This window comes from Opitutus terrae PB90-1, assembly GCF_000019965.1.
Classification (GTDB): Bacteria; Verrucomicrobiota; Verrucomicrobiia; order Opitutales; family Opitutaceae; genus Opitutus; species Opitutus terrae.
Genome location: NC_010571.1, coordinates 2,537,912 through 2,562,839 on the forward strand (window position 1 = coordinate 2,537,912; position 24,928 = coordinate 2,562,839).

Annotated in this window: 14 protein-coding genes; 5 read left to right on the forward strand and 9 right to left on the reverse strand. The window is 65.9% G+C overall.

Annotated features, from left to right (window positions below):
* Positions 1-88 precede the first annotated feature (88 nt).
* Both OTER_RS10040 and OTER_RS10045 read right to left on the reverse strand, forming a co-directional pair.
* Complete coding sequence (locus tag OTER_RS10040) at positions 89-1,978, reverse strand: ABC transporter ATP-binding protein (protein WP_012374803.1); 1,890 nt, start codon at positions 1,976-1,978, stop codon at positions 89-91.
* Between the two features lie 2 nt (positions 1,979-1,980).
* Positions 1,981-3,831, reverse strand: coding sequence for an ABC transporter ATP-binding protein (locus tag OTER_RS10045; protein ID WP_148218073.1), 1,851 nt, complete (start codon positions 3,829-3,831; stop codon positions 1,981-1,983).
* A gap of 486 nt (positions 3,832-4,317) precedes the next feature.
* Between OTER_RS10045 and OTER_RS10050 the strand changes: the two genes are divergently transcribed.
* Positions 4,318-4,857 carry an RNA polymerase sigma factor gene (locus OTER_RS10050; RefSeq protein WP_012374805.1) on the forward strand — a complete coding sequence of 180 codons (540 nt, stop codon included), beginning with the start codon at positions 4,318-4,320 and terminating at the stop codon, positions 4,855-4,857.
* Between the two features lie 11 nt (positions 4,858-4,868).
* Positions 4,869-7,247 (forward strand): YfbK domain-containing protein, encoded by a 2,379-nt coding sequence (locus OTER_RS24040; RefSeq protein WP_012374806.1) that lies wholly within the window; start codon positions 4,869-4,871, stop codon positions 7,245-7,247.
* 77 nt (positions 7,248-7,324) lie between these two features.
* Here OTER_RS24040 and OTER_RS10060 read toward each other — a convergent pair whose 3' ends face one another.
* The 4 genes from OTER_RS10060 to OTER_RS10075 form a co-directional block, all read right to left on the reverse strand.
* On the reverse strand, positions 7,325-7,537 hold the full coding sequence (locus OTER_RS10060) for a hypothetical protein (RefSeq protein WP_012374807.1): 213 nt from the start codon (positions 7,535-7,537) through the stop codon (positions 7,325-7,327).
* A gap of 190 nt (positions 7,538-7,727) precedes the next feature.
* Entirely contained in the window at positions 7,728-8,849 is a 1,122-nt protein-coding gene (locus OTER_RS10065) for a Gfo/Idh/MocA family protein (RefSeq protein WP_044891691.1), read from the reverse strand.
* A 284-nt stretch (positions 8,850-9,133) separates the two neighbouring features.
* The gene (locus OTER_RS10070; protein ID WP_012374809.1) at positions 9,134-9,727 is read right to left on the reverse strand and encodes a hypothetical protein; all 594 of its coding nucleotides are present in this window, start codon (positions 9,725-9,727) and stop codon (positions 9,134-9,136) included.
* A gap of 132 nt (positions 9,728-9,859) precedes the next feature.
* Positions 9,860-10,912 carry a substrate-binding domain-containing protein gene (locus tag OTER_RS10075; RefSeq protein ID WP_083767689.1) on the reverse strand — a complete coding sequence of 351 codons (1,053 nt, stop codon included), beginning with the start codon at positions 10,910-10,912 and terminating at the stop codon, positions 9,860-9,862.
* Positions 10,913-11,761: 849 nt separating this feature from the next.
* Here OTER_RS10075 and OTER_RS10080 point away from each other — a divergent pair.
* Complete coding sequence (locus OTER_RS10080; RefSeq protein WP_012374811.1) at positions 11,762-15,493, forward strand: TonB-dependent receptor plug domain-containing protein; 3,732 nt, start codon at positions 11,762-11,764, stop codon at positions 15,491-15,493.
* Between the two features lie 352 nt (positions 15,494-15,845).
* Here OTER_RS10080 and OTER_RS10085 read toward each other — a convergent pair whose 3' ends face one another.
* The 3 genes from OTER_RS10085 to OTER_RS10095 are packed head-to-tail and all read right to left on the reverse strand — an operon-like array spanning position 15,846 to position 21,165.
* A complete protein-coding gene (locus OTER_RS10085) occupies positions 15,846-18,272 on the reverse strand; it encodes an ABC transporter permease (RefSeq protein WP_012374813.1) in 2,427 nt (808 codons plus the stop codon).
* 51 nt (positions 18,273-18,323) lie between these two features.
* Positions 18,324-18,710, reverse strand: coding sequence for a hypothetical protein (locus OTER_RS10090; RefSeq protein ID WP_012374814.1), 387 nt, complete (start codon positions 18,708-18,710; stop codon positions 18,324-18,326).
* 37 nt (positions 18,711-18,747) lie between these two features.
* On the reverse strand, positions 18,748-21,165 hold the full coding sequence (locus tag OTER_RS10095; RefSeq protein ID WP_237702473.1) for an ABC transporter permease: 2,418 nt from the start codon (positions 21,163-21,165) through the stop codon (positions 18,748-18,750).
* A 417-nt stretch (positions 21,166-21,582) separates the two neighbouring features.
* On the opposite strand from OTER_RS10095, the gene OTER_RS10100 reads away from it, so the two are divergent.
* Both OTER_RS10100 and OTER_RS10105 read left to right on the forward strand, forming a co-directional pair.
* The gene (locus OTER_RS10100; RefSeq protein WP_012374816.1) at positions 21,583-24,285 is read left to right on the forward strand and encodes a hypothetical protein; all 2,703 of its coding nucleotides are present in this window, start codon (positions 21,583-21,585) and stop codon (positions 24,283-24,285) included.
* Positions 24,286-24,451: 166 nt separating this feature from the next.
* On the forward strand, positions 24,452-24,883 hold the full coding sequence (locus tag OTER_RS10105; protein WP_044891693.1) for a VOC family protein: 432 nt from the start codon (positions 24,452-24,454) through the stop codon (positions 24,881-24,883).
* Positions 24,884-24,928 lie beyond the last annotated feature (45 nt).

A 24,928-nucleotide genomic window follows, 5' to 3' on the forward strand; every position in this document is an offset into this window, starting at 1 on the left:
AAAGCCGGAGAGCCCTCCAGCGCCAGCCGGAAGCGGCGGCGGCAACACGTGGAGCTTGCCGTGCCGGCAGGCGCCATCTTGGCCGCGGTCACCGGTCGGCGGACGCGAGCACGGCCGCTTCGCGCTCGTGGTGAAACTGGCCGGTGTAGAGCTGGTAGTAGTGGCCGCGCTGCCGCAGCAATTCGTCATGCGTGCCTGCTTCCGCGATGCGGCCGTGATCGATGACGAGAATGCGCGAGGCGCGGCGGATCGTGCTCAGCCGGTGCGCGATCACGAAGGCGATGCGGCCGGCGAACATCGTTTCCAGTCCGCGCTGGATGAGTCGCTCGGTCTCGGTATCGATCGAGGACGTGGCTTCGTCCATCACGAACACCTGCGGGTTGGCGAGCAGGGCGCGGGCGAAGGACACCAGCTGGCGCTGGCCGGTCGAAAGCCGGTTGCCGCCTTCGCCGACGGGCGTGTCGTAGCCGTGATCGAGCCGGCGGATGAATTCGTCCGCATTCACGAGCCGGGCGGCGGCCTCCACCTCGGCGTCGGTGGCGTCGAGTCGGCCGTAGCGGATGTTGTCGCGGATCGTGCCTTGGAACAGGTGCGGTGTCTGCAGAACGACGCCGAACTGTGACTGATACCAGGTAAGCGGACGTTCGCGGTAGTCGCGACCGTTGACGAGAATTTGCCCGGAGCTGGGCTCGTAGAACCGGCACAGCAGCGACACGAGCGTGCTCTTGCCTCCGCCTGACGCGCCGACGAGCGCAACGGTGTCGCCGCGTTGCACCCGCAGATGGAAGTCGCGCAGCACCGTCGGTCCGGTCGCGTAGCGGAAGCTCACGGCGCGGAACTCGATTCGGTCGATTGCTCCGGGAAGTCCGTCAGGCGCGAGCGGGGAGATTTTCGATTTTCGAATTTCGAATTTCGATTGAGCGGCGGAGTCGGAGGCGTGCGCAACCGCGGCGAGGACGACGGGGGTGTCTTTGATCGCGGGTTCGGCGGCGAGCAGTCCGAGCACGCGTTCGCCGGCAGCTTGCGCGCTCTGCAGCTCGGCCAGTTTCAAGGCGAGCTGGTTGATGGGGTGGAAGAACTGGATCGCGAAGTTGATGAACGCGACGAGCGTGCCGAGGCTGAGCTCCGCGTTCTCCACCAAATAGCCGCCGCGCCACAAGGCCAGGCCGGCGCCGAGCGTGCCGAGCGTCGTCACCAGCGGAAAGTAGAGGGCGTTCTGGCGTGCGTTGAGCACCGCCGCGCTGAACATGCCGGTCGAGAGGTGCTGGAATTCCGCGAGATTGGCCTGCTCGCGCACGAGCGACTTCGTCGTGCGGACGCCCTGAATCGATTCGTTGAACGCGGCGGTGATCTGCGAATTGACGCGACGAACCTCGCGGGCGCTCAGGAGCATCTTGCGTTGAAAGTAGACCGAGATCAGCGCGAGCAGCGGAACGACGGCGAGCACGAGCAGCCCGAGCCGCCAGTTCATCAGCAGCAGACTGATCGCCACCAGCACGAGGTAGCTGAGGCCCCAGGTGAAATCCAGGGATCCCCATGCGAGGACGTTGGCGAGCCGGTTGCAATCGGCGGTGAGACGCGCGATGAGCCAGCCCGCTGGGCGCGTGTCGAAAAAGGCCAGCTCCATGGACAGCAGCCGGTCGAAGCAGTCGCGGCGGATGTCGTGCGCGAGCCGGTGGGCGATATTGCCGGCGGTCTCGATCAGCACCCACACGGCGACCGCGAACGCGAGGGTGAGACCGAAGCTTGCGGCAATGTAGAGCGTGAACGGCGCATCGGCACCGTCACGCGCCACGCCGTCGATCACCCAGCGGGTGATTTGGACGTAGGTGGCGTCGCAGACCGCGATGCCGACGGCCGAAATCAGAAGCGGCACGAGGTAACGCTTCAGGTGCAACGCGCGGCGGAAGATCTTCCACCACAGGCCGGCGTCGAGGCGGGCCCGGAACTCATCTTCCTGGTGAAAAGCGGCGGGCATGGTCAGGCGGACTTGAGGTCGTGGTTGAGCTCGGCGGCGATGCTGGTCTGGATTTCCCAGAGCCGCTGGTAGAGACCAGGCTGCCCCGCGAGCTCCGCGTGTGTGCCGGACTGGATGATCCGGCCGTGGTCGAGCACGAGAATCCGATCGGCGTGCGCGAGTGTGGCGAGCCGGTGAGCGATCACCAGCGTCGTGGCGGAACCGCGGCGCTGCTGCAGCGCGTGGAGAATCGCCGCCTCGTTCGCCGCATCCACCGCGCTCAAGGCATCGTCGAGGATGAGCAGCGGCGGACGCTTGAGCACGGCGCGGGCGATGGCCAGGCGCTGCCGCTGGCCACCGGACAAGGTGAGGCCGCGTTCGCCGACGAGGGTGGCATAACCCTCCTCGAATGTGAGGATTGTTTCGTGGATGCCAGCCATCCGCGCGGCGTCGTGGATGTCCGGGTCAGCGGCGTCGTTGTGGCCGAGCCGGAGGTTTTCGCGGAGCGTTTTGGAAAAAAGAAACGGCTCCTGCATCACGACGCCGATCTGGCCGCGCACCCACGAGCGCGGCAGCGCCGAGAGCTCGTGGCCGTCGAGTCGGATCGAGCCCTCCGTGTAGTCGTAGAGCCGCAGCAGCAGGTGCATGAGCGTGCTCTTGCCGGCGCCAGAGGGGCCGAGGATGGCGAGCGTCTCGCCGGCGGCGACATCGAACGAGAGTCCGTTGAGCGCGCCGGCGCCTTCGGCGGTGGGCGCACCGCCCGCGTGGGCGAAGTGCAGATCGCGCACGGCGATCGTGCCGCGCAGCCGTTCGGGGAGCAGGGCGAGGCGGAACGAGGGCGCGGGGTCGCGCTCGCGCGCGACTGCGAGGATCTCGCGAATGCGCGAAAGCGCGACCGAGGTTTTGCCGAGGTCGGTAAGGATCCGACCGATCTCGCGTACCGGCCACAGCATCAAGCTGAGATACGCGAGGAAGCCATACAGCAGCCCGATGCTGAGCCGGCCTTGCGCCACCCAGTGTGCGCCGACGAGCAGCGCGAGCCCCAGCTGGCTGAGCGCGGCGAAGTCGCTGATCGACCAATACCACGACATCAGCCGCAGCATGCGGATGTTGCGATCACGGAAAAGCGCGTTGGGCGTGGCGAGTCGGTTGCGTTCGAACTCCTGCCGGGCGAACGCCCGCACGACGCGGATGCCGGTCAGGTTTTCCTGAATCACCGCGGTCAGCGCGCCCTCGGCTTCGTCGACTTCACGGAACACGTGCTGAATCTTGCGGAAGAAAACGTAGCCGTAGACGATCAGCGGGCCGACGAGCGCGAACGACACGAGCGTCATCGGGACGTCCAGCGCGAGCATCAGCGGCAGCGCCGCCGCGGCGAGAACGGCCGCGTTGCCGATCTGCATCACCTGCGTGGCGAGAAACTGGCGCGTCGTCTCGACGTCGCTGGTGCAGCGCTGCACGAGATCGCCCGTGCCGGCCTGGTCGTGGTAGGTGGCGGGCAGGTGGTTAAGGTGATCGTAGAGGTCATCCTTGAGCTGGCGTGCAATCTGTTCGCTCGCGAGCGCGGCGAGCCAGCCTTTCACGTAACTGAACACCCCGGCCACCAAGGCGAGCGCCACCATCGCGACGGGTGCGAGCCAGAGGTGGGTACGAAGATGATCAGCACCGCCGAGTGCCTGCAGCAGCCAGGCGATCAGCCGCGGTGAAGAGGGCGCGGCAGCCGGGGTGCCGATCGCGTGATCAATCGCCGCGGTGCCGACCAGGGGGACGCCGAACGTGATGACCGTGGCGAGGGTCAGGCAGATCAGCGCGAGGCTGTAGCGCAGCCGCTGGCCACGCATGATCGACCAGACGAGTTGGAGTTGAGAAAACACAGATGAAATTCGGAACCAGACAGGACACGAAAAAACCCGCTCGGGTGGGAGCGGGCGGCGATCTTCCGAATTTGCGAGGCCCGCTCGGAGCGGCGGGCGAGTCAGCCGGTTCAGGAGCCCGGGAGGCCCACACGCGCGCGAAGAAGAGTGATGAAGACGTTCGACATGGGGCGGTGGGTTGTGGTTGCGAGCAAGCCGCAGCGTGCGGCCGGTGGCAAGCCGGGAGTGGCGTGGTGGCGGGTGCGGCGGGTGGGACGACCAGCACAGTGGCGTGCTTTAGGCGCGGCGATCTGATTCGAGATAATGCGCGCGCGGAAGAGCGGCGGCGATTCCGCCCAAACGCACGGGCGGGACGCCCGTGCCACACAGCAGGGCGCGGCGGTGAAGGCGCCGGAGTGCGGCAGACGGGCGCGGCAAGATTTTGCGGTGTTCCTGACGCGGTCGGTCTAATAAATCCTGCGCTCAGCCGTTTACCTTCCAGAACCCATGTCCACCGACCTCACGACCGGACGGGATCAGCCACATGAACACGCTGGTTTTCTGGAACGCATCTTCGCGGAGCAGCAGGCGCCGCTCGTGCGCTACGCGACGCGGCTGCTCGGAGACGGCGAGCGCGCACGAGACGTGGTGCAGGACACGTTCGTCAAGCTCATGCAGCAGCGCGCGGCCGCGATCGACGGCCACGTGGTGGAGTGGCTGTTCACGGTGTGCCGGAACCGCGCGATGGACGTGCTGCGCAAGGAGGGGCGCATGAAACCGTTTGAGGTGGGCCAACTCGAGGAGACGAGCGCGCCCGGACCGCGGCCGGGGCGAGCGCTGGAGGAAGCGGAGACGCAGGCGATCGTGCTGCGGCTGATCGACGCGCTGCCGCCGAACCAGCAGGAGGTCATCCGGCTGAAATTCCAAAATGGTTTCAGCTACAAGGAAATCAGTCGGATCACGGCGCTGTCGGTCAGCAACGTGGGTTTCCTGATTCACACGGCGATCGGGCGGCTCCGCACCGAGATGGCGGCGCAGCAACCGTAGGAGGAAATGACATGAACGAATTTCGCATCACGACAGACGACCCCCGGCTCACCGCTTACGCGCTGGGCGAACTCGAGGGAGAGGAACAGCAGCAGATCGACGCGGCAGTGCGGGCGGATCCGGCGCTGCAGGCGGAAGTGGCGGCGATTCGCGCGCTGGCCGGACACATGAACGAAGCGCTCGCGGCGGAGGCGTTGCCCGAGGTGGCGGAACAGCCTTCGCGCTTGCAGACGGCTGCGATCATTCCCGGCCCCCCAGATCAGCTCGATGGCGGACGTTCGAGTGGGGAGCAAGCGAAGCAGCTGGGCACGCTGCTGCGGTTTTCGCGCTGGTATTTGGTCGGCGGCGGATTGGCGGCGGCGTGCCTGGTGCTGGTGTTGGCGCTGCACTCCGTGCCGCACGACACTGGCGTCGCGGCGCCTGTCGCGAAACAACTTCAGGCCGCGGCCGATAGCGCGCTGACTGCAACGACATCCTTGACGGGACCGATGGCGCAGAAGCGTCGGGTGGAGGAACCGATCAATCTGCCGATTTCCCCGCAGCAGGCGCCAGCGGATTTGGAGGCGTTCGCGGTGGTCGCAACGCCGCCCGCGCCGCCGGTTGCCGGTCAGCCGCTGCTGAAGCAAGTCGAGCGGCAGCCGAATCTGTCCAAAACGTCGAGTTTCGCTGCGCCGGAATCGACCGCCTTCGGTGCGCTTGCTCGCGCCGAACTGCGGGAGACGCAGCGGCAGGTCCGTCAAGCTCGCGCGCAAAAAAAAGATGCGGCGATGCAAGCGCTTCTGGTGGCGAACGAGGAGCCGGCGGCCTTGAGCTCGTTCCCGGGGCAGGCACCCGCGATGGACGGATATATTGCGAGCACAACCTTCGCCGGCATCGGCACGCGGGTGCGGGGGGATCATCGCCAGGCGATGAACACCGAGGCGTATCGTTTTCTGCGCGAGAGCGACTTCCTCTCCGCCCGCGAGCATCCGCTGTCGACGTTCGCAGCGGATGTCGACACGGCGAGCTACGCGAATGTGCGGCGGTTCCTGCGCGAAGGTCGGCTGCCGCCGGCGGACGCGGTGCGAATCGAGGAACTGGTGAACTATTTTCCGTATCGCTATGCGGCGCCGGGCAGAGTCCGCGACGAGGGCGTCGCGGCTCCAGGGGAGGCCCCCTTCGCGGCGGCGTTGGAGGTGGCAGCGGCGCCATGGGCGGCGCAGCACCGGCTGGTGCGGATTGGGCTGAAGGCGAAAGACGCGGCCGTGAGCGGGCGCGCGGCGGCGAATTTGGTGTTCCTGCTCGACGTGTCCGGTTCGATGGACCAGCCGAACAAGCTGCGGCTCGTGCAGGAATCGATGCGGCTGTTGCTCGGCCGGCTGCAGCCGGAGGATCGCGTCGCGATCGTGACCTACGCGGGAAATAGCGGGCTGGCGCTGCCGTCGACGCCGGTGGCGCGGCAGCGCGAAATCCTCGACGCGATCGACGAACTGAGAGCGGGCGGCTCGACCAACGGCGCGATGGGGCTCCAACTCGCCTACGACATCGCGAAGGCGAACTTCGTGGCGAACGGCGTGAACCGCGTGATCCTGTGCACCGACGGCGATTTCAATGTCGGCGTGACCAGCGAAGGCGAACTGGTGCGGCTGATCGAGGAGAAGGCGAAGTCCGGCGTGTTCCTGACCGTACTCGGCTTCGGCATGGGCAACCTCAAGGATGCGATGCTGCAGCAGATCGCCGACCGCGGAAACGGGAGCTATGGCTACATCGACACGCGGCGCGAAGCCGAGAAGCTGCTCGTGCAGCAGGTGAGCGGCACGCTCCTGACGGTGGCGAAGGACGTGAAGCTGCAGGTGGAATTCAACCCGGCGAAGGTGGCGCGCTACCGGCTGATCGGCTACGAGAAGCGGCTGCTCAACCAGGAGGACTTCGCCAACGACAAGATTGACGCGGGCGAGATCGGCGCGGGGCACACGGTGACGGCGCTGTATGAAATCATCCCGGTTGGCGCGAAGGACGCGGAGGTCACGGAAGAAACCGAGCCGGAGGATCGACGCTACACCTACTCCAGCGCGGCGCCGTCCGCCGTGGAGAAGCGCACGCTGGCGCACGCGGACGAGCTGTTGACACTCAAAGTGCGCTACAAGCAGCCGACGGCCCTGCTCAGCACCCGGCTCGAGTTTCCGCTGAAGGACGACGGAGGGAACTTTGCCCAGGCGAGCGAAGATTTCCGGTTTGCGAGTGCGGTGGCCGCGTTCGGGATGATCTTGCGCGACTCACCGTACAAAGGTGTGGCGACGCTCGACGACGTGATCGCGTGGGCCAATGCGGCCACGAGTGATGACCCCGGCGGCTACCGCGCGGAGTTCGTCGAACTGGTGAAACAGGCGAGGCTGCTCACGCAGCGGTAGGCGCGAAGCCGTCCTGAAAAACAGAGGGCGCAGCAAGTCTGCGCCCCTACAGGAACACGGGGAACGAACGGAGAAGGTCAGGCTTTCTTCTCTTCGGTCGCTTTCTTCTCGGCGCCGTCCTGCTTGCAGCAGGGCTTGTCGCACTTGTCGCTGGCCTTCTTTTCTTCGCAGCAGGCTTTGTCAGCCTTCTCGCAGCAGGCCTTGTCCGGAGTATCGGATTTTTTCTCGTCCGCGGCGAACGCGAACGTGGTGGCGGCGAACAGGGCGAGGGGCAGGAGGAATTTCTTCATGAGGAAGTTGGAGCGGCGGAGGCAAGCGGGTGGAGCGAAACGACGCAAGGCTGCAGCTGAAGCACGGCGGGCGCATCTCACTTTCTGCCCGCCCATGTCGAAAAAATGATGCGTCGCTGGGGGCTTTGCTGAGCAAAGACGTGGCGGAGGTCGGGAGACCCCGCCCTACAAACTTCGACGTGCAGTCGGGCTACGTCAGCCAGCGGGCTTCGGCCTGCGCGCGCAGGCAGAGCTCGGCGGCCTTGAACGCGTGCGCCTGCGTCATCGCCTTCTCGGTGCGGTTGAGGCAGTCGAGGATCAGCTCGCCGAAAAACCGGAAGCCCACCTGGCCGGCGACGTGCAGGTGCTGCTCGCCCTTTTCGTCGACCACGTAGACGTGATCGCCGGTTTTCTCGCGGCCGACCTCGATGTATTTGCGCAGCTCGATGTAGCCCTTCGTGCCAAGAATGATCGTGCGGCCATCGCCCCACACGCCGAGCCCCGCCGGCGTGAACCAGTCGACCCGGATGAAGTTGGTCGTGGCGTTGTCGCCGATCAACGACGCCTCGCCGAAGTCCTCGAAGGTGGGATATTCCTTGTGGGCGTAGTTCGCGATCGCGGCGTGGACCACGTTGGCGTCCTTCGCGCCGGTGTAAGTGAGAAATTGTTCGAACTGGTGGCTGCCGATGTCGCAGAGGATGCCGCCAAATTTTTCGCGCTCGAAGAACCAGGCGGGCCGCGAGGGCGCGTTGAGCCGGTGGGGCCCGAGTCCGATCACCTGCAGCACGCGACCGATCGCGCCTTGCTGCACCAGATCGGTGGCGAACATCGCGGATTCGTTGTGAATCCGCTCGCTGTAATAGACCATGTATTTGCGGCCGGTGCGCGCGACCACCGCCTTCGCCTGTTCGAGCTGGTCCAGCGTGGTGAACGGCGCCTTGTCGGTGAAGTAATCCTTGCCGGCTTCCATCACGCGGCAGCCGAGCGGGCCGCGTTCGGACGTCACCGCGGCGGAGGCGACGAGCTGCACGGCGGGATCGGCGAGGATCTCATCGAGCGAACGCGCGACCTTCGCGTCGGGAAAACGCTCGTGCAACGCGGCGACCTTCTTGGCGTCGGGATCGTAGATCCATTTCAGCTGGGCACCCGCTTCGGTGAGCCCGTTGCACTGGCCGTGAATGTGGCCGTGGTCGAGGTGCGCGGCGGCGAAAATGAACTCGCCCGGCTTGACGACCGGGCGGGGCTTGCCCTGCGGAGCGTAGTTCATCCCGTCCGCGGCTTTGTTGGCGCTGGCAGCGGGCGCGGTGGCGGCAGAGGCGACGCGAGGAAGCATGGCAGAGGCGGCCACCGCGGCCGCGGTTTGGGAGATGAAGGCACGACGGTTCATGGGCGAAGGGGTGGCGTCAGCGAAGGGAAGAACAACAGGAAGGCAATGCCGGGCCGGTGCCAGCGAGACGGACTCCGCGGCCAAAGGTGACGTTGGCGTCGCCGGATGACGCGAGCGCGGGGGGCGTAGCGGAGCGGTTCACCGACGACGCGGCGGGGGAGCGGGCTCCGAAAAAGCTGCGGCGCGGGTCGAGCCCGCACCGCACTGTGCTGCCGGCGGAGGAGCGCGTCTTATCTCTTCTTCTTCGCCTGGGCGGCGGCGGCCATCTCGGACATTTGAGCCTGCATCGATTGCAGCTTGCTCTGGAGATCAGAGACCTGCGCGCGGGCTTCCGCGAGTTGCTTCTCGGCTTCCGCGGTGCCGGAGCGGGCCTGTTCCCACTGCTGCTGCAGGCGCTCGCTGGCGGCGACGGCTTCGTCGGCCTTGCTTTGCAGGCGGGTCGAGCCGGAAACGGCTTCGGCCAGCTGGCGTTCGAGATCCGAGGAACGCGACACGGCACGATCGAGCTTGGCCTTCAACTCGCTGGCGCCGGTCTTGGTCTCTTCGAGCTGGCTCTGGACGACGCCCGTTTTCGAGTTGGCGTCCTGGATCTGGCGGTCGAGGGCGGCCGATTTGTCCTGGGCTTCCTCGAGCTGCTGCTGCAGTTGAGCGACTTTGGCCTTGGATTCGTTCAACGCCGTCGAGGTCTGGCTCAGCCGCGTGTTGGTGTGGCTCAGCCGGGAGGCGAGGAAGATCAAGCCGATCGCGAGGACGACGATCAGGATGATGCCCACCAGCTTGGTGGTGGATTTCTTCGGGGAGTTCGAGGGAGTTGTATCATTCATGGCGAGGCGAAGTTAATCGTGATTGAGGGTGAAAGGTATAGGGCGGAACCTTGGCCGCGGGTCGGCGGAAATTTGAGGCAGGGTAGGGCGGCGCCAGTTAGCTGGCGACCGTGGAGCAGCATTGCGCTGCGCTCAAGCCGGAACTCCGGGCCGAACGGTGGTGCCCTCGCGCCAGGTGCCGGGCACGTGGACACACGACGGCACCTCGGGCGAGCCACGCTGATTGCGGTGGAGCTGCCCGATGAGAAGATCGATGGCTGCGGCGCCGACACGCGGGGCCTGCTCGTCGATGCCGGCGGTGCCGGCCGGGGCCGAGCCGGCCTCCAGCGCCACGAGCGCGAGTTCGTCGGGCACGCGGGCGTTCTGTTGCACGAGCGGCACGAAACAAGCGGCGTCGGTGACGATCAGGGCGTCCGGTCGCTCGCGCTCCTTCCAAGCCCGGAACAGCTCGGCGGTGAGCGAGGTGGCGACGTCGACGGAGAGGGGCTCGACGCGGTCGTGTGGCGGTCGCGTGTAGCTGCGCGCGAGGAAGCCGCCGAGATACGTGAGCGCGCTGCGCTGACTTTGCTCGGTCGTGTGCACGAAGCCGATCCGTTGGTAGCCGCGGGCCGCCAGCGTGTCCCACGCCAGCAGCATGTTTTGGAAATGGTGGAAGCTCGAGCGCGAGAGCCGCGGATTCAGGACCGACCAGCCGATGGTCACCACCGCGAAATCGTCCCACGCGTCGAAGCGGCTCGGCTTGGTGCACGCCACCGGCGCGAGGATCACGCCGGGAATGCCGCGGGCGCGCAGAATCGCCGCGAGGCGCGCGGGCGAGAGGCCGGCATCGGCCAATTGGAAGTGCTGCACGAGAAAACCGTGCCGATCCGCCTGCGCGGCGATCCCGGCGTGAATCGAATCGAGCAGCGGCCGGCGATACCATTCGATCGGCCCCGAGTCCTCGCTGATCACCGCGAGCGCGGTGTCGTGTTTCACGGGATGCGCGGCGTGGACGTTCGCCATGAGCGCCGAGACCAGCGGATTGGCGCGATAGCCGAGCTGCAACGCGGCATCCTGCACGCGGCGGCGCGTCGCCGGCGCGATGTCCGGGTGGTCGCGCAGCGCCATCGAAACCGTCGAGCGCGCGAGTCGCAGGTGTCGCGCAAGGTCCGCCATCATAACGGGACGATCTGCGGAAGTGGTCATCAGACCGGAAGCGAGGAGTGGAGCGGGGACACGACGTGGTGACGGCTTGTCCGCTTGGCGGCTGGTGGGTGGGGAGTCATCGCGGTTGAGCGTCGCACGACATAACACCGCGGCGGGCCGAACTACGTCCGATCTGAACGGTGTCAAATCGAGCCGCCGCGGTGAGGGTCTGCGCGGAAAATTGCGAGCGTTGGCCCGCCTCGCCGAGTGCCGCCAGCGAGCGTTCGCGCAGCAGCGAAGAAGCCACGGACGCACGGAACACGCGCGGGAGGCTGCGGAGTAAATTCAGGAGGACAGCGGGATTTCTGCGGGTGGCGGACGCGTTCGACCAGCGGTCGTTTCCTTCGGTGTCCGGTGAATCGCGGCCAAGGCGCGGCAGAGTTCAACTTGAGGCAGATACAGCGGGCACCCACGTGACACGTGCCGCCGTGAAATCCTGAACGGTGTCAGCTGCGTCGCCCTCGCGTGATGCGTGCGGGTGGCATGAGCTGGCCGCGGTGTATGGAGCTGCCGTTTGGTGTCTGTCTCGGCGGCTCGTCAGGTAGCTAGCGGCCAGCGGGGGTAAACGCTGGCCGCACTGCTTGGGCGTCACGATATTCCGGGTTGGCGCGGGCGCAGCGTGGTAGGGTCACGGGCGTCGCAAGCGACGCCCTACGAAACGGACTGCAAACCCGGAAGAGTTTTCTTCGTCACCTCGTTGCGGGATTTGAACGGTGTCAGGGTGCGCGTCGCTGTCATTGCCCCGTTGGCGGGGTTCAACTCCGGCAGGCGGTTATCCACGCGGACGCCTGAGAGTGACCGCGTCGCGTTGGGCACGCCGCCGCAATACCTGAAACGAGTCTGAACTCAATGAACGGATACCAAGCAGTCCGAATTCCCCTCGCCGCCGTCGCGGCGATGATGGCAGCTACCGCTTCGTGGGGCCAAGTGGCGCCCGGAGCGACCCCGGAGTCTCCTCCGGATGACGAGGTGATTGTCCTTTCACCTTTCGAAGTCTCGGCCGAAGCCCAGAGCGGCTACGCGGCGGCGACGACGCTCGCGGGCAACCGCCTGAACACCGACCTGCGCGACATTGGCAACGCGGTGAGTGTGATCACGAGCCAGTTTCTGCAGGATGTCGGAGCGACGAACAACGAGACGTTGCTCCAATACACCACCGGCACGGAAGTGGGCGCGGCGTATGGCAACTTCGCCGGGCTCGGCGACGGGGCGAACCTGGACGAAAGCGGCGGTGGCGGCACCGCGACGCGGTTCATCAACCCGAGCTCCAACACCCGCGTGCGCGGGCTGACGTCGGCGGACAACACCCGCGATTTCTTCATCACGGACATCCCGTGGGAGGGCTACAATGTCGATCGCGTGGACATGCAGCGTGGCGCCAACAGCATCCTGTTCGGCCAGGGCAGTCCCGCCGGCATCATCAATACCGCTTCGAAGCAAGCGGGGTTCAAGGACTCGAACCAGGTAACCGCGCGCTATGGCAGCTTCGGCAGCACGCGGGGCACGATTGATATCAACCGCGTGCTGATCAAGGGCGAGTTGGCGATCCGGTTCTCGGCGCTGTACAATGACGAGAAGTTCAAGCAGGAGCCGGCGTTCTCCCGCGACCGGCGTCTTTATGGGGCGCTGCGCTGGGAGCCGGCGTTCCTGAAGCGCGGCGGGGCGCGCACGATTCTGAAGGCCAATTACGAGGTGGGAAACGTCCGCAGCAATCGTCCGCGCGTGGTCCCGCCGATCGACAACATCACGCCGTGGTTCTACACCGGCACCTATGCCGGTCGCAATGCGACGAACGCCGACACCACCTACGCGGGCCTGAACCGCGAGACGTTCATTCCGTCGCAGCTGCAGGACGACAACACCGGCCGGCCGAACCATGGCCAAATGCGCGCGACGTGGAACTTCGCACCGGTGAGCGGCAATCCCAATCCCTATTTCCAGCCCTGGCTGGGCAATTTCGGGCAGCAGTTCGGCGGACCGCTGGCTTTCTTCGACGCGACCAGCAATGCGCCCGCCAGCTACCGGGTGTACGAGCCGACGTTCAACTTCGGCCTCAACTCGGCCGGCGCGATCGACCGCTCGGTCGGAGGCATGCCGTATCAACGGCCGACCAGCATTGCCCCGTATGACCAGTTTGCGCGCCAGGCGCGGCTGCCGTTCTACGAGTTTGGCATCTACAAGCAACGTTCGCTGACGGACGCGACGGTGTTCGACTTCTACAACAACCTGCTCGACGGCCCGAACAAACGGGAGTGGCAGGATTTCAGGCACTACACGATCAGTCTGGCGCAGACGTTCTTTGATGACCGCCTCGGCTTCGATATCTCGTACAACAAGGAGGACTACAAGAACGGCCAGCTCAGCCTGCTCTCCGCCGGACGCCAGGCGATCTACATCGATATCAACCGCGTCTATGGTGACGGTACGCCGGCGGGGCGAGACGGAGAGCCGTTCGCCGACGGTACGCCGAATCCCAACGTCGGCCGGGCGTTTGTCTCGGACGACGGACAGGGCGGCAACAATTCCTATCACAGCACTTGGGAGAACGCCCGGTTGACGGCATTTGCGACGCATGACTTCACCCGTGGCGGCAACCGCAACTGGGTGACGCGCGCCCTCGGCCAGCACACCCTCACGGCGCTGCTCGGGAAGGATCGGCAGACTACGGACAACCGCGGGTGGATCCAGTACGCGACCGACGACGTGTATCGCGAGTTCGTGAATCTCCCGGATGTGAACGCGAAGTTCAACAACGGCGCCTTCGTGCCGAGCACGGTGATTTATCTCGGGCCGTCGCTGATAAGTCGCAATTCCGCCTCCGGTGCTTTCCTGCCGCGCCCGCAGAACATCTCCACGCCGAGATCCGGCACGGTGCGCACCTTCGACTCGCATTGGAATCGTTCCACTGTTCCCGGGAACGCGAACTACGTCGATCCGGCGGCGGCGTGGAACAACGAATACTACACCCCGAACAATCTGAGGGACGGTACCCCGGTGGGAGCCTACGTGTCGACGCAGTCGGAGAATCCGGGGAACTATGTCGGCTGGCGCGACGTGCCGATGCGGCTCTATCAGTCGGAGCAAGGCTACCGCGATTATCTGACGACGGCGGCCCGACTCACGAAGTCGACGGTCAGCTCAAAAGTGGCCGTGTGGCAGGCGAAATTCTGGGATAATGCACTCGTCGGCACCTACGGCGTGCGCAAAGACGTCGCGAAGTCGTGGCAGCACTCGCAGGATCTCAACAGCGCCTCGAGCGACCGGTACGGACACCTGAACCTCGGTTCGGATGTCTACCGGCTCAATGATGACTACGATACCCGGCTGGACATCACGTCACGCAGCTGGAGCGCCGTGGCCCACCTGACCCAGTTCATCGGCGACCGCTCGCCCGTGCGCGTGAGCCTGTATTACAGCAAGTCGGAGAACTTCCAACCGGCGGCCAATCGCGTCGACGTCTACGGTGTGGCGATCGGTGCGCCCTCCGGCGAGACGACCGACAAGGGCATCCTGCTGGAAACGCGCGACGGCAAATATTCGTTCAAGATCAACAAGTATGAAACCAAGTCGCTCAACCAAACCAGCACGTCGCTCACCAACACCTGGTTCATCGGCGCTTCGCAGGTGTGGTCCGGCAACTGGGTGAACATCTTCGAATACGACATCCGGGATGGGAATAACATCACCGGTCGCGATGCGAATCCGAGTCCGACCAACACCCGTTACAACTACGGTCAGGCTCCGGGCGAGACGCTGGAGGACGCGCAGGCGCGCGAAGCCCGCGTGATCGCCGCCTGGCGTACCTGGCAGCGCAGCGTGGATCCGCGCTTCTACGCGGCGTGGCAGATCAACCTGAACGACAACACCCGGGACATCACCTCGACCAATCCCAACGGGTTCAGCGTCACGGAAGACAGCATTTCGAAAGGCTACGAGTTCGAATTCAGCGCGCTGCCGACCAAAAATTGGCGTGTGACGCTGAACGCGACCAAGACCGAGGCAGTCCGCACCAACATCGGCGGCACGAACCTGACCGGTTTCATCAACGCTTATGAGACGGCGCTGCGGACGACGCCCGCTGGCGACCTGCGCATCTGGTGGGGTGGCGCGGGCAACGAGACGGCGTTGTTCCAATGGAACAACAATGTCGGCTCCGAGTACGCCCAGCGCCGCCTGCAGGAAGGCACCAACGCTCCGGAATTGCGCGAATGGCGCTTCAACGCCGTGTCGAACTACGACTTCGATGAAGGGAGGCTGAAAGGCTTCAACGTCGGCGTCGGTGTGCGTTACGAGTCCGATATCGTCATCGGTTACCGGCCGATCCCGAGCACGGTTCAAGGGCAGGCCAACTTCGATCTGGCGAATCCGTTCAAGGGCCCGGCCGAAACGAATTGGGATTTCTGGCTGGGCTACACGCGCAAGCTGACGCGGAACATCGATTGGCAAATCCAGCTGAATGTCCGAAATGCGTTTGTCGGTGACGAGCTGATCCCGGTGACCACTCAACCGGATGGATCGCCCGCCGGCTTCCGCATCCGGCCGCCCCAAACCTGGACGCTGACGAATACGCTCAACTTCTAGTCCGGAAATTTCATGAACAGGCGTGAAGCTCAGTCCGAAATTTCCGTCCGCCTGCGGCGGAGCGACCTCGTCGCGGCTAGCCCCGACAGAGTCGGCCCGGAGGGCGGGTATTTCCTGAGTTTCATGAAATATCCGGGCTAGTGCGGCCCAGGTTTGGTCCCGGCACGCGCCTGCGGCTTCGGCCGCAGGCGCTTCTTTTTCTGACTAACGGGTACGCGGATACAGGCGCGGAAGGAACTCCCTGCCGCATCTGGTTTCTTTAGCCCGCTGAAATACTGGATTGTGACAGCGGCGGTCGCCGCTGTGGGGAGACCCGGGCGGGTGCCCGGGTCTTTATTTTGCGGGGGCCGAGCTATTCGGAGCGCAGCGCGACGATCGGATCGACGCGGGTGGCGCGCAGGGCCGGCACCCAGCAGGCGAGCGCGGCCACGGCGATCAGGAGCAGCGAAACGATGAGGAAGGTGACCGCGTCGAATGGACTCACGCCATAGAGGAAACTGGTCAGCGCCTGGGTGACTCCGACGGCCAACACGAGTCCGGCCAAGGTGCCGAGCAGGGCCAGCCCGAGACCGTGCCGGAGCACCTGCCAGATTACATTGCCCGGCTTCGCGCCGAGGGCCATGCGCACGCCGAACTCCTGCGTCCGCTGCGCGACGCCGTAAGCGATCACGGCGTAGACGCCCATCGCGGCGAGCAGCAGCGCGACGCTGCCGAGGAAAACGAGCAAGGCCGACGCGAGCCGGTGCGGGAACAGGACCATCGACGAATACGCGGCGAGCGGCATGGCTTGGAGCATTTCCACGCCGGGATCGAGTTCCCGGAACGTTCGGCGCAGGGTGGAGGTGAACCCCGCGGGATCGGCGGCGGTGCGGACGCACAGCGCGAGGTCGAGATCGGGCACCCCTTGCTGGTACGGGAGGTAGTAGAACGGCCGCGCCGTTTCCTGCAGCCGGTTGTATTTGCCGGTCTTGGCCACGCCCACGATCGTCACCCAGGTGCTGTTGCTGCGGAAGCGACGGCCCAGCGGATCCTGTCCGGGCCAGAAACGCTGCGCAAACGCCTCGTTGACGATCGCGACCGGCGCGCTGGCATCATCGCGGTCGGTGAAATCGCGGCCGGCGAGCAGCGGGATGCGCATCGCGGCGAAGTAACGGGGCGAGACGATGACGAGTTCGTAAGTCGTGTCTTCGCCTTCGGGGCGTTCGTAGCCCTCCACGAACACGCCGGAACCTTTGCAGCCGGAGAGCCCCAACGGGAACCAACTGGCCCACGCGGCCTCTTCGACCCCGGGGAGCGCCGCCACCCGCTCGCGAGCCTGACGATAGAAGGCAGGGCCGGTCTCGCGGGTGTAGCCATTCATCCCGATGCGAAAGTCGGCCGTCAAAACATGATCGGGCTCGAAGCCGATATCGATGCGCTGCGCCTGCCGCAGCCCTTTGACGCACAGCCCGGCGCTGATCAACAGCGCGAGTGCAATGGCGACCTCGGCGATGACGAGCGCGGCGCGCAACCGGTGATGGACCGCGCCGCCGCCCGACGAGGAACGGCCGCCTTCCTTGAGCACCGTGAAGAGATCCGGGCGCGTGGCCTGCAGCGCGGGAAAGAGACCGAACGCGAGCGCGGTGCCGAGCGTGAGCAGTACGGTGAGCGCGAGCGTTCCCGGATCGAGTGGAAAGTGCAGTTGGGCGGCGCGGGCGAGGTCCTCCGGCAGGAACAGCGGCGCGGCGTCCGTGGCCCAGCTGGCCATCAGCACGCCGAGCCCGCCGCCGAGCGCGGCCAACAGCACGCTCTCGGTGAGCAGTTGCCGCACAATCCGCGCACGACTGGCGCCCGACGCCAGCCGGATGGCGATCTCCTTCTGCCGGCTCATCGCCCGGGCGAGCAGCAGGTTCGCGACATTGGCCCAGACGATCAACAGCACACCGCCGCTCACCGCCAGCAGCAGCCACAGCGCGGGCGCCATCACCGTCGGCGTGCCCCACGGCGTCTCGGACAGCGGGAGCACCTGGTGATGCGCATAACCATTGGTGGTGGGATACTCGCGGGCCATGCGCGCGTCGAAGGTCGTGATCGCGGCCCGGGCCTGCTCGAGCGTGACGCCCGGCTGGAGCCGGGCGAGATTGAGCCAGCCGCGGGCGCTGCGTGACGTCAGAAAACCGGTCCCCTGATTCCGCACTTCCCAGATCATCGAGGCGGGCGCCCAGACGTCGAACGACGCAGGCGCGAGCGTGCCCGGGAACGAGTCAGGCACGACCCCGACGATCGTAAAGCTGTGACGATTGAGATCGACCACCTGGCCGAGCACGGCCGGATCCGCGCCGAACCGGCGGCGCCACAGCTGCTCGCTGATGAGGAGTACGGGATTGCCGCCGGGTTTTTGGTCCTCTTCGGGCAGGAACGTCCGGCCGAGCAGTGGTTGCACGCCGAGCAGTTCGAAGAAATTGGCGGTGACGATTTGTGCCTGCAGCCATTCGGGTTGGCGTTCGACCGTGAGGCAGGCCGGTGTTGGCATGTGTGCCAGCGTGCCGGCGAATACCTCGCGCATCGTCGCGATGTCGCGCAGATCGGGCAGCGAGGCGTTGCCGCCGCCCTGATTGGAGACGATCACGACCATCTCCTCGGAGTGCGCGACGCCCGGCAGCGGGTTCAGCACGACGGCACGCAGCCAGCAGAGCACGGTGGCGTTGGCCCCGATGCCGAACGCGAGGGAGAGAATCACCACCAGCGTGAAGCCGGGCGTTTTCAACAACTGACGACAGGCGAAGCGGAGATCTTGCATATGCGAGGAGCCGAGAGCCGAGAATCCAGAGCTGAGAGGGGACCGACCGGATCAAGCTGTGCGCGGCTGTGAAGAGCGCCGCAACAGCAGGGCGCCGAGATAAAGCCCGCCGGTCACGAGGCAGGTTAGATAGATTGCCGGCCGCGCGTGCGGCGCCACTACGAACTCCGCGACCGCCCGCAGCAGGTAGAGGCCGCTGCCGAGCACCAGCACCGCGGTGCCGAGCCGACTGGTCAGGATCTCCTCGGCGCGGAGCAGCGAGGCATAGGTTAAAAACAGGATAAACAGCGCTCCGCCGCCGTTGAACATCTCCAGCAGTGCACGCAATCCCGGCGCGACCTGCAGGTGATGCAGCTGCCACCCCATGTAGAGGTGAAATAGAAAGAAAAGCCCGTTGGCGACGCCGCTGGCGAGCAGAAGGACCTTGGCCGTTTTCATGAGTGAAGCTGGAAAGTCATGCGAACGGCCAACGGAGTTAGTCCGTTCGGAGGGCGATCAACGGATCGATCCGCGCGGCCCGAATCGAAGGCAGGATGCACGCGATCATCGAGATGACGGCGAACAATCCGGCCACGCCGAGATAGATGAGCGGATCAAACGGTTCAACGGCGAACAGGAGCGACTGGATCAGCCGCGCGGTCGCTGCGGCCGCTGCGAGTCCGACGGCCAGTCCGAGTCCGACGAGTTTCAGTCCGCCCTGCAGGATCAGCCGCACCACCTGGCCGGGCCGCGCGCCGAGCGCCATCCGGATGCCGATTTCGCCCGTGCGCTGGGCGACGGTGTAGGCGAGCACGGAGTAGAGCCCGATCGCGGACAGCACGAGCGCGATCGCGGCGAAGAGTGAGGTGAGCGAGGCGACGATCCGCTGCACGCCGAGACTTTGCTGCACGGCGGTCGACATCGTCTGGAAAAACGAGATCGGCTGGTCCTTATCGACTGAAGCGACCGCCGTGCGCAGGATCGGCTGCAGCGCGTCCGCGTCGCCCTCGACGCGCGCCATCACCGACATGCCGGGCCGGCCGAGTTGCCGCATCGGCAGGAAGATTTGGTCGGGCGCGGGCGCGTTCAATCCGTTCGCTTTCACGTCACCCACGATGCCGACGATCTCGATTTGCACATTGGCGTCCCGACCGCGCAGGAGCACCTTGCCGAGCGGGTTTTCGCCGGGGAAGAGCCGCCGGGCGAACGACTCGTTGATGATGCCGACGCCGGGCGCGCCTTCGCGATCCTGCGGGTTGAACCTGCGGCCCTCGCGCAGCGGGATCTGCAGCACTTGGAAGTAGTCGTCGCTGACGATGCACAATCCGGCGAGCGGACGCTGCGACAGTGGCAGAATCGGACGGCCGCCGACGCTGTAGGGCGAGACCGGGTTGACGCCGCCCAGCGGCACGCCGATCGCCGCCGCGGCCGCTTTGACCTGCGGCACTGTTTGCAGCCGCTCGATCACCTGCTGGAAGAATTGTGCCTGCTCGGCGTTCGTCTTGTAGCGGCCGGCCGGGATGCCGACGAACGCCGTGGCGACGCCGTGCGCGTCGAAACCGGGCGGCGTCCGCTGCAGACGCAGGAAGCTCATCAGCAGCAGCGTGGAACCGACGAGCAGCGTCACCGAAAGCGCGACCTCCACGACCACGAGCGACGCGCGGAACCGACCGCCGCGCGTTCCGCCGGGCGCGCCGCGCGCGGTGTCCTTGAGCGTTTCCGCGAGGTCCTGACGCGACGCCTGCAACGCCGGTGCGAGCCCGACGAGCAGCGCGCTCACCAGCGTGATGCCGAAGGTGAACGCCACGGCGGGCCAATCGAGCGTGAGCGTGGTGTTGGGCGGCAGCTGGGAGGCGATGGTCGACTGGACGGCGGACAGCGCCCACAGCGAGAAGAGGATTCCGAGGGCGCCGGCGAAAAACGAAAACACGATGCTCTCCAACACGAACTGGCGCACGATGGTGCGGCGCGTGGCGCCGAGCGATTGCCGCACCGCGATCTCCTTGTGGCGGGCCGAGAGCCGGCCGAGGAAAAGGCTCGCGACGTTGGCGCAGGCGATCAGCAGCACGAAGCCGACCGCGCCGAGCAGCGTGTAGAACGTCGGCCGGAGATTGCCGACGAGGGTGTCGGTGTAGAAGCGCGCTTCCGAAAGATTCTGCGCGTCGAGGTAGGTGCTGTAGCGCTCCGCGTAACTCTTGCTCAACGCGGTGAGCTCGGCGTTCGCCTGCTCGAGCGACACGCCGGGCTTCAGCCGCGCAATCGGCTGCATGAAACTCGCGCCGCGCTCGACCTGATCGGGCGTGAGTCCGGGGTTTTCGAAGACGCGCGGTGCGAAGAGCTGCGTCGCGCTGAAGGGATTGCTGAGCCGCGGCGGCATCACCCCGATCACCTGCCACGAGCGGCCGTCGAGCTGAATGGTTTCGCCCACGACGCTCTCGCGTCCGCCGAAGCGCGTTTGCCAGAACTCGTGGCTGAGCAGGCAGACGGCGGGACCGTTGGGCGCGTCCTCCTCGGGGGTGAAGTTGCGGCCGAGCAGCGGCTGCACGCCGAGCGTGGGGAAGAAACTGGCCGTGACGCGGAGTCCGTTGAGCTGCTCGGGATCGCCGTTGCCGGTGAGCGTGAAGTTGCTGAACGCGCTGTTGCCGACCTGCGCGAACGAGCGGACGTTCGCCGCGATCTCGCGATAGCGCGGCCAGGCGACGGCCGGCGCATTGAAGTTGAGACTGTTGTTGACCGACCAGATCGCGACGAGCGAGGACGGCTGCGGCAGCGTGACGGGATTCAGCACGAGCTGGTTGAAGATGCTGAACAGCGCGGTGTTCGCGCCGATGCCGACCGCGATCGTCAGCACGGCAACGAAGGTGAAGCCGGGGGATTTGAGCAGCGCGCGAAAAGCGTAGCGAAGATCGAGCATGATGAGGCGGGGAATGGAGTGTGTCGGGTCCGCGATCGCAGGCGGCATGCCCGGAAACGAGCGGGTTACGCAGGGCCGCTGAAAATCAGCGGGTTAAAATTCATCAGACGCGAGACGCGGGGAACCGGGCGTTCGAAAATGAAACCTCGTCGTCCCACGCGCGGGACGCGTGCTTGGACGTGGCAAGGGCGTCCGCCGACGAGGGTTGGGCTCGCGCGGCCGCACCGCTGGCGACGCGGCGCTCCACGCACACGGGCGGGAGACGCCCGTGCCACTCCAGTCCTGTTCAAAACCGGTAAAAGCCGGCGGGTGGCGATGCGGTCCGCTACAGTTTCGCGGCGAGGGAACGATAGCCGATGGCATCCAGCCGAAGAAACCCGATGACGCCATACGGCAAAACTCCCATAGGACCTCCAGATGACGCTTCATTTTGGCCGCTCCTTGGTCGCGGCTTGTCTCCTCGCTGGGCTGGTGCGCTGCGCGACCGCGGCGATAACTGATTCACGACTCGTCAACCTTTCCACCCGCGGATTCGTCGGCACCGGCGATGACGTGCTGATCGCGGGATTCGTGGTCAACGGCACCGGATCGAAAGAGGTGCTGATCCGGGCGGTTGGGCCGTCGCTGGCTCAGGCCGGGCTGGCCGGCGCGCTGACCCAGCCGCGACTGCAGGTGTTCGACAGCACCGGACGGCTGATCGCGACCCAGGAACGCTGGGATCCGACGCTGAAGCCGGTGTTCGCGCAAATCGGCGCGTCGCCGTTCGCGGAAAACAGCCTTGATGCCGCGCTCCGACTGACGCTCGCGGCGGGTCACTACACCGTGCACGTCTCCGGCATCGATGGTCCGCGCGGAATTGCGCTCGTCGAGGTTTACGAGATCAACGGCGCGCCGCGACTGCTCAATCTCTCCACGCGCGGCCGGATCGAATCCGGCGACGGCGTGTTGATTGCCGGTTTGGTGATTTCCGGTCAGGGGCCACGCCGCGTTCTGCTGCGCGCGGGCGGGCCCGCCTTGACGAAGGCCGGGCTCAACACCGTGGTGCCGGATCCGGTGCTCACGCTCTTCGACCAGCAAGGCCGCGTGGTCGCGAGCAACGACGACTGGTGCGACAGCGACTACTCGACCGAAGTGGCCATGGCCTCGTCCGTGACCGGCGCTTATGCGTTCCCCGACGCGAGCTACGACTCGGCGCTGCTGATCGATCTGCCGCCGGGTGCCTATTCGATGCACGTGAGCGGACTCGAGAATCGCTGCGGCATCGCGCTGCTCGAAGTGTACGATGTCACCGCTGCGACCGGTGCGACGGCGACCTCGATGAACTCGGCGGCGGTCAAGGCCGAAGGCGCCAGTTCGCGGCGGAAGAATCCGAAGCCGGCGCCCGATCCGAACTCGCGCATCGGCACGCCCTACAGCGCATCGGCCCTGAGCTGGGCGCGTGCCGACGTCAGCGCCCGGCTCGGGCCGACGTTCGCCGAGCTGAATCCCGGCGCGGCGGACGATCGGCCGACGTTGTTCAAGCAGGAATCGAAGATCGCCGGCGGCAAGTATTACGTGCGGATCAATCCCTACGAACTCGGCGAGCCGGGAACCTACAACGACTATTGGAGCGACACCGGCCAGGTCGGCTACATCCCCAACGATCCGGCGAACGATCCCGGACTCGATCGCGTGCAGGTGTACGCCTACTACAACCGCGTGTTTGCGATCAGCCCGCGGCCCGACGTGGCCAGCGGCCGGCTGCACTCGGACCCGCAGACGCGCGAGCCGCGTTACCTCGAGCTCAATGGCGGCACGCCGATGCAGCCGGTAGCCATGGTGCGCAGCTACGGCATGCAGCAGAACGAGCAGCTCGTGATTTACCGCGACGGGCTATTCGCGGTCGCAGGCATGCAGACGAGCCGCGGCGGTGACGAGAAGCCGTATCCGGGTTTCAAATTTCCCCAGCACAAGGTGCCGCGCGGGATCGCCGTGACCACGAGCCTGGAGTTCGCGCTGGTGACAATCTGGGACACCGAGCGGCGACAGGGGCAGCTCGCGGTCGTCGCGCTCGAGGGCAAATTCCTGCCGTTCCACACGTGGCCGTACATGGGGCTGCCGAACCAGGGCAGTTTTTCGGATTTCAAGCTGCTCGGGTACATCGATCTGCCGATGAAATCGCCCGAAGCGGTCGCGGCCGCCAGCAATGGACTGTGGCGCGGCCCCTCCTCCACGGATGGCCGGGTGTTGAGCGAGATCGATCTCGCCACCGACGGTCACCGCAAGCTCGTCTACGACGGGGCATGGCAGGCGGTGGTCGCGAAAAGCGGCTACGCGCTGGTGAGCTCCACCGAGGACAACAAGATCGCGGTCGTCGATCTCACCCCGCTGTTCAGCTACATGCGCGAAAGTTACCTGAGCTCCGGGGACAGCTTCCGCCGCACGCTCGCGGAGCGCGGCGCCGCGCCGACGCAGTTTCCCCAAACATTCGAGGTCAATCCCGCCATCAAGCCGAAAGTCATCTGGGAAACGCCGGTGAGCGAGCCGACCGCGGTGCTCGCCGGACAGAAGATCGATCGCTGGACGAAGGATCGGTTCAAGGCGTATGTCGCTTCGCGCGACGGCACGGTGCGAATCCTCGATGTGTCGCCGCTGATGGCGCGCAGCAGCTGGGAGACGCGCGGGCAGCTCGAGATCATGGGCCAGTTTCAAGTGGGCCGAAATCCGGTCGCGATGGCGTTGTCGCGCCACGGCGCGAAAGACCTGCCGCTGATCCCGAATGGCAGCGACGGCGCGCAACTCGCACCGGATCCGTTCAACAATCTGTTTTACGTGGCGTGTCGCGGCGAACGCTCGATCGACGCCGTCGTGACGTGGCAGGGCCAGGGGCAGGTTTACCGCCGGATCAAGGATGCGCGGATGGGCGATCCGGTCGCGGTGAGCGTGGCGATTCGCGGCAACATCGTGAGCGTCGCGGATTTTGCGGGGCAAAAGCTGCTGAGCTTCCGGATGGGCACGCTGAACGATGCGAAGAACGACAAGGTCTATCCGCCGGGTGATCCGCGTTACCCGTATGAATTCGCCGGTGAGATGAAGCTGCTGGGCTCACCGTTCCTGGTGAACTCGGCGAACACGAACTGACGCAGCGACCAGATTTGTTAGGAGACAGGGTGGTTGGCAGGGCCGGGTGGTGCCGGCCCTGCCTTTTTTTTCCAAGCGCGGAGGAATGGTCGGGCGACCGCGGAGCGTGAGCTTCATTCGCGGCTTGTCTTCGGGGCGCGGCTGCTTCGCTCTGGCGAGCACTGGCATGAAGCAATCGATCGGGCTGGTTTCGCTGCTGGTACGTGACTACGACGAAGCGCTGGACTTTTTCGTCGGCCGCCTCGGGTTTGCGAAGGTGGAGGACCGATGGATCGAAACGCAGTCGAAGCGTTGGGTCGTGGTCGAGCCGCGCGGCGGGGGCGGTTGCCGGCTGCTCCTCGCCCGAGCGACGACCCCGGAGCAGCAGGCGCGCGTGGGCGATCAGGCGGGAGGACGCGTCTGGCTTTTTCTCCACACCGACGATTTTCGCCGCGATTATGAGGACTTTCTCGCCCGGGGCGTCGCATTCGTGCGCGCTCCGCGGGAGGAGGCTTACGGCACCGTTGCGGTGTTCGAAGACCTCTACGGCAACCGGTGGGATTTGCTGCAGCCACGCGAGCCGGCGAGTGAGTGCGCGGCTGGTCCTGGGCCCGGCTGAGGTGATGGCTGCCTTCCGCGTTGCGCGCGGCGGGTGAGTGGTTTG